An 11,881-nucleotide genomic window follows, 5' to 3' on the forward strand; every position below is an offset into this window, starting at 1 on the left:
GAGTCCTTCCTCGCTCTGGCCCGGGCGCTCGACGTGCCCGTCCCGTCCGTGGTGCTCGATGAACTCGCCGCCCTCTTGGCCCGGTTGGACCCCACCCCGCATCATGCGCTGCTGCACGGCGACCCGTGCCCCGGCAACGATCTGCGTACCAGCGACGGTGTCCGTTTCGTCGACTTCGAACGGGCCTCGCTCGGCAACGGGCTGGTCGAACTCGCCTACTTCCGCATCGGCTTCCCCACCTGCTGGTGCGCGATGTCGGTCGCCGCGGCCCCGCTCGCGGAGGTCGAGACCATCTACCGGGCCACCTGGCGCGGCCTTACCGGCCGAGATGTGCCGGGCGACCTCGCCGACGCGTGTGCAGGCTGGCTGATCCAGGGAGACGCTCTCGTCGAGCGGGCCCACCGCGGGACGGTCGACCAGTTCGCCCGGGTACCCACCGAGGACTTCCGGTGGGGCCGCGTCTCCGCCCGCGAGCGGCTCGTCCACCGCCTCGGCGTGGTCGCCGCCATGACCCGCGACCACGACCACCTGCACGCTGTGGGCCGCCTCAGCTCCACCCTGGCCGCACGTCTGTCGGCAGGCCCGCCGGCCTTGCGGCCGCTGCCCGCGCACGACACCCGCCCCTGGTTCCAGACCGATTCGTAGAGGCTCTGTCCCCTGCGGGCCCGGCGCCCGTTCCGTGTGCTGTCGGCCGGCCGGCGCCGAGCGGCTCCCCGGTGCCGGCCGGCCATGCGCGAGGCGCCGTCAGACGCGGTCGGCCGCGATGAGGACGTACTGGAAGGATCCGTCCCGGTAGGAGTTGATGAACGCGTCCTCGATCCCCGTGACCAGTGAGGACGTGGCCCGCAGCTCCCAGTAGGGCAGGGTGTCGGGGGTGAGGTCGATGACGGCCTGCGGCACGAGGCGGTTGTCGGCCATGGCCCGCAGGTACTCCCGGCGCGAGTGGATGTTGCACTCGAAGTGTGCGTTGATCTGCGAGACCCACTTCGACGGCTGGCCGTAGCGCGGGTTCCAGCAGCCGGTGATGGTCACATAGCGCCCGCCGACCTCCAGGACGCGGGAGTGCTCGGCGAAGAGGTCGTCCAGGTCCACGTACATGCTGGACTCGTTGTTCCACGAGGCCGCGGCGGAGCCGGTCGCGAAGGGGGTGGAGAGCATGTTGCAGACCGTGGCGCGGACGTGGTCGTCGATGCCCAGCTCCGCGGCGCGCCCATTGGCGAAGTCGGCCTGTTTGGCCGACAGGGTCACGCCTTCCACCGAGCAGCCGAAGCGCTGGTGCGCCATCACCATCGAGCCGCCGCGGCCGCAGCCCGCGTCCACCAGGGTGTCGTCGCGCCCGATGTCACCGAGATGCCCCAAGAGGAAGTCGGCCTGCGCCGACTCCAGCCGGTGGAGCTCGGCGATCAGCTTGTTCTCGCTCTCCCTGTCCTCCGGGTCGCCGAGCGCGGCGGTGTCGACCTCACCGATGCCGTAGTGGTGGTGGTAGAGGCCGTCCACGTCGCCGAGACGCAGGTTCACGGGCCGGGCCTCACCGTCCCAGTAGCGGGCGATGTCTCCCTGGTAGGGAGTCGCCGGGCCGGGAATGCGCAGTGCGGAGGGGGTGGGAGCGGTGGTGAGTTCGGCGCTGGTCACAGATGGTTCCTTCTCTCTTACCAGAAGTCGGGCAGGCTGTAGCGGTAGGTGTTGGACTGGTGCCAGTGGTGGTTGCCGTCCACCCAGGCGGCGACGCCCCGCAGGAAGCGCCCCACGGTCGGAACGGGACAGGCGGCGGCCAGTGCCGCGGCCTCGGTCTCGAAGTCGTGCATCAGCTCGTTGTGGATCTCGACCGACTTGAGGTAGGCGTCCTTGTCGGAAAGCCCCTCCCGTTCGGCGATCACGACGGGCAGGTTCAGGTGCCGGCCGGGAGCGTCGAGCTCCTTGGTGTACGAGTAGAGGTCGTTCACGATCGTCGTGGCGTTGGAGGCCAGGGCGATGACCTTCTGCAGGTCGGCCTGGGCGTGCAGGTCGGCGGGGAGTTCGTAGCCGCCGACCGTGTCGGTGATGGTGGGGCAGGGCCGGAAGTTGTTGAACTGGCGCATCGCCAGGTACTCCCAGACTTCCGGGACCTGATCCTGCTGGGCCCAGGCCGCTTCGGCGAGATACCCCAGGTGCAGGCGCGCCATGTCGTGGCGGAGCCGGTCCGCCTGGGAGGGCCCGGCCGCGCGGACGAAGTACTCCATGGCCGAGCGGTAGGCGCGCCGGGGGGCGTCCGCGTGGAGGGAGGCCGCCCAGCCCGGCTGGTACTCCCGCGCGGTGTACAGGGGGTCGAGCGCGGTGTGCGCGAGCAGGAGCCGCTCACCGAGGCCGACGGGTGACCCGCCGTGGTCCTCGCAGTAGCAGTCGTCCACAGCGTTCTCGGCGACCATGAGGCGGGTGGCGAGCATCAGGTGGTCGACGGTGGGCGCGTCCGGATGGCATCCGACCATGTAGCGTCCCACGGAGAAGCCGTCGAACTGCTCCTCCCACTCTTCGGGATACAGGGAGACCTCGTCCAGCGCCCAGGCCTTGATCCTGCGGCTGACCTCGTCGACGCGCCCCGGGTCGGGCTCGGGGACCGGGTGGTGGTAGAGGCCCGGAATCGGTCGGCCCTTCCCCGTGGCTGCCGACGCGGTGGGTTCCTCACGGGGAGTCAGCCGCAGACCAGCCGTGCCCAGACCGTGAGGCCCGCGCAGCAGCCGCTCCAGTCCGGCTCCCGACCCGGACGCTCCGGTCGCCCGTACTCCGGTCGCCGGGGGAGCGGTCGGCGGCAGGACGGTGGGTGACGGGCCGGAGGGGAGGCCGGCCGGCGCGGTCGGCAGTGTGTACGCGCCGGACGACGTGCCGACGGCGGTACCGGTCTCGCGGGCGTGAGCCGCGACCGCACCGAGTACGTCTGCCCCGAGGTGGGTGAGGGCCTCCGGCAGGCTCGACCGAGGAAGCGGCAGCTCGGGAACGGGCATGCGTGGCTCCTTCATGAGGGGGGCAGGTGTTCGACGGCGTCCGGGCGCGGGGACCCGGTCCACGGTGCTGCGCCGCGCCCACTACCTGGGCCAGTGGGCGATCTGCACGTTCTCCAGCACGCCGACCGCGTCCGGCACGAGAATGGCGGCGGAGTAGTAGGTGCTGACCAGGTAGGAGATGATCGCCTTCTCGTCGATGCCCATGAAGCGGACCGAGAGGCCCGGTTCGTACTCGTCCGGCAGGCCGGTCTGCCGGAGGCCGATGACACCCTGGTTCTCCTCGCCGGTACGCAGGGCGAGGATCGAGCTGGTCTTCTCCGGAGTGATGGGGATCTTGCCGCAGGGCAGGATCGGCACGCCGCGCCAGGCGGGGACCTGCTGGCCGCCGAGGTCGGTGTGGTCCGGGTAGAGGCCCCGTGCGTTGAACTCGCGTCCCATCGCCGCGATGGTCCGGGGGTGCGCGAGGAAGAACTTGGTGCCCCGGCGGCGGCAGAGCAGCTCGTCGAGGTCGTCCGGGGTCGGCGGGCCGGAGTGCGGCTGGATGCGCTGCTTGAAGTCGGCGTTGTGGAGCAGCCCGAACTCCCGGTTGTTGATCAGTTCGTGCTCCTGGCGCTCCCGCAGTGCCTCGATGGTGAGCCTGAGTTGTTCCTCGGTCTGGTTCATCGGGCCGTTGTAGAGGTCGGCGACCCGGGTATGGACCCGCAGAATCGTCTGAGCGACCGAGAGTTCGTACTCGCGCGGCTTCAGCTCGTAGTCGGCGAACGCTCCGGGCAGCTCATGTTCTCCGACGTGGCCGGCCGACATCGCGATTTCCGCCTCACCGCGGTGGTTCTGCCGTTGCCGCGAGCGCGCGGTGAACTCGGCCAGGTGGGACCGGAGTTCCGGCGAGGTGGACACGACGGCCGCGAAGTCCGTGCGGGAAAGGGTGAGCAGCGTGCCCGCGGTCTCGGCGGTGACGGTCTGGGTCCACCGGGCGTCATCGTCCAGCAGGACGTGCTCCCCGAAGTGGTCTCCGTCCGCCAGGGTGTCCAGAGTGACCTCGTCGCCGTAGTTGCCGAGGGAGGTCTGGCTGATCCGGCCGTGCGCCAGCAGGTGGAGCCGGTCCGCGGCCGCCCCCCGCTCGACCAGCGTTTCTCCCGCCCGGAAGTCACGCTGTACGCAGCGGTCGGCGATGGCGCTCAGCACATCGACGTCGTCGAAGTCCCGCAGCAGGGCCAGTTCGCCCAGCTCCTGGGGAATGACTCGGACGGTAGCACCGTCCTGGACGAACTCCACCCGCCCGTCGCCCACGGTGAAGGACAGCCGTCGGTTGACCCGGTAGGCACCACCCTTGGTCTCGACCCAGGGAAGCATCCTCAACAGCCACCGGGAGGTGATCTCCTGCATCTGCGGGGCGGACTTCGTCGTGCTGGCGAGGTTGCGGGCGGCGGCCGTCCCCAGGCTGGACTGCCGGGGCACGTCCAGCCGTGCCTCTGAACTCGAATCAACAGTCATCGGGCAAGGTCTCCTTGGGGGCGAGGACGCGCATCAGCGGACGCGACCGTTCGTCAGGATGAAAACCGCAAGAGGGTCGACAAGGAGGAGAACCCTCCAGGTCCAGCGGAACACTAAGGGCCCTTTCGCCCCTCGGACCAAGGAAATCCGCCGACATTCGCTCGATACGATGATCGCGCCCGCAGAGCGTTTGCCCCCGCACCGATGAATTTCAGTCGTGATCACGGGAGGGCGTCCTTGGCCGCCTTGCGGGGTCACCGTGCCCGCCGGCCTCGTATGCGCGACGGATTCGGCCAGCCGAGTCGGGGGCGCGGCGACAGGGACGTGCGGCGCGCGATAGGGCGGCCGTAAAAAGGGTAGCCACGCGCACGACGCCGGCCCTGGTGGGGATCCAGCGCTGGGGCCGACGTGCTCAGGGGCTCGTGGAGCACGGCCTCACTGGTGATGCCGGCGACGAGCTGCCCGACGCAGTCGAGAACCCCTCCGCCCACCGGTGCCGGAGCGATGACGACGCCGGGAGCGAGCATGACTGCGAGCACGATCGCCCCTGCCGTCGGCTTGACGCCAATGCTCGGCGGGCGCACAGCAGGTACCCCGGGATGTTGATCTCCAGAGCCTGCCGCATACCCTTTTGCACCCTGACGTCCGGGGCCGGGTGCTGACGCAGGTGGACGTGGCTCCGCCGCGCCGGGGGCACCAAGCCCGTCCCCCACCCCGTAGCGGGCCCGGACTCCGGACATTCGGGTACCGGGACCCCGGCGGGGCCTGCTCCAGACGGTGGGGTGAGGATGCGGGCCGCTCCGCGCGGCGCGAGGATCGGGAGTACGACGACGGCGCCCGGGACACCTGGACAAGGCGGTCCCCCGGCCTCCCCTCGCCGAGCGAGCAGCGGCGCAGGGGTTCTGGAGGTGGAAGAGATGCCGCGACCTTTGTGGGCCGGCGCCATCAGCTTCGGGCTGGTGACGATCCCGGTGAAGATCGTGTCCGCGACCGAGGACCATGACGTCCATTTCCACCGGGTGCACCTGGCGGACATGGGGCGGGTGCGGACGCGGAAGGTGTGCGAACTCGACGGCGAGGTCGTCTCCCAGGACGAGATCGGCAAGGGTTACGAGATCGCGAAGGACGAGACGGTCCCGGTGACGGACGAGGAGCTCGACCAGATGCCGCTGCCGACGGCGAAGGCGATCGAGATCGCCGCGTTCGTCGACGCCGGCACGATCGACCCGGTCCGCATCAGCGACTCCTACTACCTGGCCGCCGACGGACAGGTCGCCGCCAAGCCCTACACCCTGCTTCGCCGGGCCCTGGAGCGGTCCTCGAAGGTCGCGGTCGCCAAGTTCGCGTGGCACGGCCGCGAGCGCCTGGGTCTGCTGCGCATCCGCGAAGGAGCGATCGTGCTGCACACGATGAAGTGGCCCGACGAGGTCCGCGACCCGCAGGAACTGGCGCCGCGGGAGGTCGAGGTCGGCGAGGAGGAGATCGAGCAGGCCCTGCAACTGGCCGAGCGGATGACGATCGAGGACTTGTCCGGCTTCCACGACGAGTACCGCGAGGCCCTGGAGAACATCATCGCCGCGAAGTCCGAGGGCAAGCCCCTCCCCGCCCCGGCCGACGACGGGAAGCAGGAGAAGGGCGAGGTCGTGGATCTGATGGCCGCCCTCAACGCCTCCGTCAAGCAGGCCCAGGAATCCCGCGGTGAGGACGGCGAGGACGCCACCGTGCACGAGATGCGGCCGCCGAAGAAGACCACCCGGAAGACACCGGCGAAGAGGACAGCAGCGCCGAAGAAGTCCACGGCGTCGAAGAAGACGGCTAAGAAGGCAGCCGCGAAGAAGCGCAGTGCCTCCTGACCCTCCTCCTGCCGCCGCGGGTGCCGTGCTGCCGAGGATCGAGCCGATGCTCGCAACCCCCGGCCCGCTGCCGTCGGCGGGGGTGGAGGCCCGGTGGGCGTTCGAGGTGAAGCAGGACGGCCAGCGGGCGATGGTCTACCTGCCGGGCGACGGCACGGTCGTTCTGCGCGCTCGTTCGGGTACGGACATCACCACCGCCTACCCCGAACTCCCCCCTCTCGCCGACGCCCTCGGCGCGCGGAGCGCCGTGCTGGACGGGGAGATCGTGGCACTCGACGATCAGGGCCGGAGCGACTTCGAGCGCCTCCAGCAGAGGATGGGCCTTGTCAGCGCTCCCGCGAAGGCCGCACGGATGGCGGCCCGGGTGCCCGCGCACCTGATGCTCTTCGACGTCGTACACCTCGACGACCGGCTGCTGACCGGACTGCCGTACGCCGAGCGGCGGGAACTGCTCGAAGAACTCGGGCTGACCGGGCCCGCCTGGTCGACGCCTGCCGCGATCACCGGGCACGGGGCCGAGGCATGGAAGATGGCCGAGGACGCAGGACTCGAAGGGCTGATAGCGAAACGGCTCACCTCGCGATACGAGCCAGGGGTGCGCTCGAAGACCTGGGTGAAGACCAAGGTCCACCGCCTCGCGGACGTCGTGATCGGCGGGTGGGTCGCCGGACACGGGCGGCTGGCCGGCCTGCCCGGTGCGGTTCTGGTCGGCGAGCGACACGCCGGGCTGCTGCGCTACGCGGGCAGCGTCGGCACCGGCTGGAGCCGTACCGAACGCACCCGCCTCGCCGAACTCCTCCAGGCCGCGGCCACCGACACCTGCCCCTTCACCCACATCCCCCCGGTGGCCGGGGCGCGGTGGGTGCTCCCCCGGCTCGTCGGCGAGGTCCGCTACACCTCCCGCACCCGAGCCGGACGCCTGCGCCACCCCTCCTGGCACCGGCTCCGCCCCGACCTCCTGACCTGAGGCGCGGGGGCGGGCACCCCATGCGTGCTGCGGCCCGCAGACCATCCGTCTCGTGGCTGCTGTGACTGAGCACGGTAGGTGGCCCGGACGGACAACTCCGATGCTCCGCCGGACTGTGGCCCCGTTGCTGGCTCCGCCTGGCCTCTCGCGCCTCGACCGCGGGTCTGCGTCGGCTGAGGGATCAGCGCAGCAGCAGGGCGCCGGGCACCTCATCGTCGAAGATCTCGACCAGCCAGTCGAAGACCGTCGAACCCTTGCTGGAGCGAGCCGCGGCAAGCTCCTCAGCAACTCCGGGGCGGTTGGTGTGGTGGCAGCGCTCCAGGCGGATCTCCAGTTGACGGGCTGTCTCCGCATGCCCGAGGGCTCGCTGGGCGTAGGTGTGATCGTGCCACTCCACTGCGAAGTCATCGTCGTCCGGTGTGCCGAATCCGCCCCTCAGACAGTCGTTGAAGGAGTCGAGGTTGCGTCCGAAGTAGCCGCCAGGACCGTTGACCGCCTCGCCCATCACCAGCCAGAAGTCCTCCAGCGAGTGGATCCGCCTGCCATCCAGTACGTAGAGCATCGTCACGCCACGACGTTAGGCGATGTCCTGGCATCTGAGCATCGGAGTTGTCCATCCGGGCCGCCCGTCGCGCTCAGTCACAACTGCTCCGCTGGCTTAAATTCACGTGCCTTGAACTCGCATGTTCGAATTAATGTTCGATACAGTCGATGGAGAAGCAGTCGATTGGTGACACTTTGGGGGTTATGGGCGGAGGGTTCCATGCAGGATAGCGTTCCTCACCTGCATGTCAGCAGTGGATTTTCGGCCCGCTACGGTGCCTCGCACCCCCATGACCTCGTCGCGCGGGCGTCCGAGCGCGGGATCGCGGCGCTGGCGCTGACCGACCGCGACATGGTCACCGGTACGGTGCGCTTCGCGAAGGCCGCCACGGCCGCCGGGGTGAAGCCGCTGTTCGGCGTCGACCTCGGCATCGCCCCCCATGCGCCCTCAGCCGAGGCCCGCCGCCGTACCCCGGTGCGCGGCGGGGCCCACGTAGCCGAGGCACCGTTCCGGGCGACATTCCTGGCCCGGGACGCCGCCGGGTGGGCTCGGCTGTGCCGACTCGTGTCCTGCGCGCACGCCGAGGCCTTCGCCGCGGGTGCCCCGCCGGCGGCTTCGTGGGAGATGCTCGGCCGGTACGCGGGTGAGGGGCTGGTGGTGCTGCTCGGTCCGGTGTCGGAGCCGCTGCGGGCGCTCGCCGGTGGCCGCCCGGACATCGCCGAGCAGCTCCTCGCCCCGTGGCGCCAGGCCGTCGGTCGTGGGCTGCGGCTGGAGATCGTGTGCTGGGGCCTGTCCGGCACAGGCCCGGGGTCGGTCCGCCTGGCCGCGCACACCCTGGCGCTCGCCGACCGCCTCGGTATCCCCGCCGTTCTGACCAACGCCGTACGGTACGCCGACTCGGCCCAGCACCGGGTCGCGGACGTGCTGGACGCGGCCCGGCTGCTGCGGCCCGTCGACCGGCGGCGGCTGGACTGCGGGGAACGCTGGCTCAAGGACGGGCCGACGATGACCGAGATCGCCGAGCGGGTGGCAGCCGCGCACGGGGGCGGCCGGGCGCGCGCCCAGCGGCTGCTCGCCGACACCGTGGCCGTCGCGGAGGCGTGCGAGGTGGACCCGGTGAGGGATCTGGGGCTCGGTGTTCCGCACTTCCCCGAGCCTTCCGTCGTCGGTGCCGAGGCGGGGGCGGGCGGGGCGATGCGGCTGCTGCGGCAGCGGTGCGAGAGCGGCATGGCCGCCCGCGGCCTCGACCGGGACAGCCGGTCGATGGACCAGCTCGACTACGAGCTCGGCGTGATCGGCCGGCTCCACTACGAGCCGTACTTCCTCGCCGTGGCCCAGGTCGTCGCCGACGTACGGGACATGGGTATCCGGGTCGCCGCCCGCGGCTCCGGCGCCGGCTCCATGGTGAACCACAGCCTCTTCGTCGCCACCGCGAACCCGCTGGAGCACAACCTGCTGTTCGAGCGGTTCCTGTCCGAGCGGCGCTCGTCGCTGCCGGACATCGACATCGACGTGGAGTCCGCGCGGCGGCTGGAGGTGTACGACAGGATCATCGACCGCTTCGGGCGGGAGCGGGTCGCGGTCACCGGGATGCCCGAGACCTACCGGGCCCGGCATGCCCTGCGGGACACCGGCCTCGCGCTCGGGATCGCCCCGGCCACGGTGGACCGGATCGCGAAGTCGTTCCCGCACATCCGGGCGTGCGACATCCGCTCCGCTCTCTCAGAGCTGCCGGAGCTGCGGGAGCTCGCGGCCGAGGCCGGGCGGTACGGGCCGCTGTGGGAGCTCGCCGAGAGCCTTGACGCCCTGCCGCGCGGGATCGCGATGCACCCCTGCGGCGTGATCCTCTCCGACACCAGCCTGCTCGACCGGCTGCCCGTCCAGCCCACCCCCGGTGGCGAGTACCCGATGCTCCAGGCCGACAAGGAGGACGTCGAGGACCTGGGCCTGCTCAAGCTCGACGTCCTGGGGGTGCGGATGCAGTCGGCGATGGCGCACGCCGTCACCGAGATCCGCCGTACGACCGGCAGGGCGATCGACCTCGACAACCCCGATCACGTCCCGCTGGACGACCGGTTCGCCTTCGCTCTCATCCAGGCTTCGGACACGGTGGGGATGTTCCAGCTGGAGTCGCCCGGCCAGCAGGACCTGGTCGGCCGACTCCAGCCCCGTGATCCGCAGGACGTCATCGCCGACATCAGCCTGTTCCGCCCGGGCCCGGTGCAGGGCGGGATGCCCGCCCTCTACATCGCCGCCCGGCACGGCGCCGCCCCCACCTACCCACACCCGGACCTGGAACCGGTCCTGCGCGATACGTACGGGGTGACGATCTGGCACGAGCAGATCATCGACATCCTCGCCGTCATGACCGGTTGCGACCGCGCCCTCGGGGAAGTGGCCCGCCGCGCCCTCAGCGACAAGGAGCGGCTGCGGAAGGTCGAGGCGTGGTTCCGGCAGCAGGCGGGTGCCCGCGGGTACAGCCCGGCGGTGCTCGACGAGGTCTGGGACGTCGTCGCCTCGTTCGGCGCCTACGGGTTCTGCCGCGCGCACGCCGTCGCGTTCGCCGTGCCCGCGCTCCAGTCCGCCTGGCTCAAGGCCCACCACCCCGCCGCCCTCTACGCGGGGCTGCTGGAGCACGACCCGGGCATGTGGCCGGCCCGCGTCATCGTCGCCGACGCCCGCCGCCACGACGTCCCCGTCCTGTCCGTCGACATCAACACCTCCCAGGCCCAGTACGCGGTCGAGCGGACCGGATCGGGGTGGGGTGTGCGGATCTCCCTGTCCACGGTCCACGGCATCTCCGAGGACGAGGTCGCCCGAATCACCGCAGGCCAGCCCTACACCTCCCTCCAGGACTTCTACGCCCGCGCGCATCCCAAGCTCCCCACCGTCGAGCGCCTCATCAGCATCGGCGCCCTCGACCAGCTCCGGGGCGAGGCGTCCCGGCGGGACCTGCTGCTCCAGGCGACCGAACTCCACCGCCAGGCCCGCACGCGCCCCGGATCCGGGCAGCTGCCACTCGCCACCGCCCCACACACGGCCGGATCGTCCGGGCTGCGGGAGATGACCGCCCGCGAACGCCTCGACGCCGAGCTCGGCGTCCTCAAGATCGACGTCTCACGGCACCTCATGGAGGACCACCACCGGCTGCTCCGCGAGATCGGCGCCACCGACGCCAAGCACCTGCGGGCGATGCACCCCGGGCAGCGCGTCCTGGTCGCCGGTGTCCGCGCCTCCACCCAGACCCCGCCCATCGCCTCGGGCAAGCGCATCATCTTCGTCACGCTCGAAGACGGCAGCGGACTGGTCGATCTGGCGTTCTTCGAGGACTCCCACGAACAGTGCGCGCACACCGTCTTCCACCACGGCCTGCTGCTCGTCCGCGGCACCGTCGAAGCCCGCGGCCCCCGGCGCACCGTAGTCGGCGAGATGGCCTGGGACCTCGACGAACTCGCCACCGCCCGCGCCACCCACGGGCCCCAGGCAGTCCTCGACCTCCTGGGCCAGGCCCCCTCCCCCACACCGGCCCAGCCTGCGCCCGGGCGGACGATCCCCGACGGCACCGCGGGCGCCCGCCTGCACCCCTGGAGCGACCTCCAGCCCGCCGGAACCCGCTCGGCCGACCTCACCCGCTTCGGCCACCGAAGCCCCGGGAGCCCGGGATGAACACCACCAGCCGGACGCGGCCGCGGGCGATCCTGCGGATCCACTTCCACCCCGCCGAACGGACCGACGAGCTGTACGGGCAGCTGCTCGCCGTCGTCGACGGCATCAGCTCCCGCGTCGAACCCCTGCCCGCCGACTGGTCCGCGTACGTCGATCTCACCGGGGCCCTGACGTACTGGGGCCGCGACGCCGAGGGCGTGATCGCCGTCCTACGGCTGCGCCTGCTCGCGCTGCACGGCGTGCAGTGCTCCGCCGGCGCCGGGCCCACCCGCTCGATCGCGGCCATGGCCGCCGACGCCACACCGCCGGGCGCCGCCACCGTGGTCCGCGACGATCCGTACGGGATCGCCGCGTTCCTGCGTACGAAACCGGCCTCCGC

General features: G+C 71.2%; 8 protein-coding genes and 1 pseudogene. 5 read left to right on the forward strand and 4 right to left on the reverse strand.

Annotated features, from left to right (window positions below; genetic code table 11):
- Positions 1-645: phosphotransferase family protein (locus IE134_RS33675; RefSeq protein ID WP_189432793.1), on the forward strand; the 645-nt coding region annotated here is incomplete at its 5' end.
- A gap of 99 nt (positions 646-744) precedes the next feature.
- Here the strand turns inward: IE134_RS33675 and IE134_RS33680 are convergent.
- The 3 genes from IE134_RS33680 to IE134_RS33690 form a co-directional block, all read right to left on the reverse strand.
- The gene (locus tag IE134_RS33680; RefSeq protein WP_030717220.1) at positions 745-1,632 is read right to left on the reverse strand and encodes a geranyl diphosphate 2-C-methyltransferase; all 888 of its coding nucleotides are present in this window, start codon (positions 1,630-1,632) and stop codon (positions 745-747) included.
- 17 nt (positions 1,633-1,649) lie between these two features.
- Positions 1,650-2,978 carry a family 2 encapsulin nanocompartment cargo protein terpene cyclase gene (locus tag IE134_RS33685; protein ID WP_229823849.1) on the reverse strand — a complete coding sequence of 443 codons (1,329 nt, stop codon included), beginning with the start codon at positions 2,976-2,978 and terminating at the stop codon, positions 1,650-1,652.
- Positions 2,979-3,059: 81 nt separating this feature from the next.
- Positions 3,060-4,472, reverse strand: a complete 1,413-nt coding sequence (locus tag IE134_RS33690) for a family 2B encapsulin nanocompartment shell protein (RefSeq protein ID WP_189432795.1) — start codon at positions 4,470-4,472, stop codon at positions 3,060-3,062.
- Positions 4,473-5,389: 917 nt separating this feature from the next.
- Between IE134_RS33690 and ku the strand changes: the two genes are divergently transcribed.
- The gene (gene ku, locus IE134_RS33695) at positions 5,390-6,325 is read left to right on the forward strand and encodes a non-homologous end joining protein Ku (RefSeq protein WP_097992544.1); all 936 of its coding nucleotides are present in this window, start codon (positions 5,390-5,392) and stop codon (positions 6,323-6,325) included.
- 46 nt (positions 6,326-6,371) lie between these two features.
- Entirely contained in the window at positions 6,372-7,292 is a 921-nt protein-coding gene (ligD, locus tag IE134_RS33700; protein ID WP_098017462.1) for a non-homologous end-joining DNA ligase, read from the forward strand.
- 181 nt (positions 7,293-7,473) lie between these two features.
- Here the strand turns inward: ligD and IE134_RS33705 are convergent, their stop codons facing one another.
- A complete protein-coding gene (locus IE134_RS33705) occupies positions 7,474-7,860 on the reverse strand; it encodes a barstar family protein (protein WP_189432796.1) in 387 nt (128 codons plus the stop codon).
- A gap of 195 nt (positions 7,861-8,055) precedes the next feature.
- Here IE134_RS33705 and IE134_RS33710 point away from each other — a divergent pair, with 195 nt between their 5' ends.
- Positions 8,056-11,502, forward strand: a complete 3,447-nt coding sequence (locus tag IE134_RS33710; protein WP_189432798.1) for a DNA polymerase III subunit alpha — start codon at positions 8,056-8,058, stop codon at positions 11,500-11,502.
- A pseudogene (locus IE134_RS33715) lies at positions 11,499-11,881 on the forward strand (hypothetical protein); the annotation flags it as partial. The gene IE134_RS33710 and the pseudogene IE134_RS33715, both read left to right, overlap by 4 nt.

Source organism: Streptomyces rubiginosohelvolus (assembly GCF_014649875.1).
In the GTDB taxonomy this organism is placed as follows: Bacteria; Actinomycetota; Actinomycetes; order Streptomycetales; family Streptomycetaceae; genus Streptomyces; species Streptomyces rubiginosohelvolus.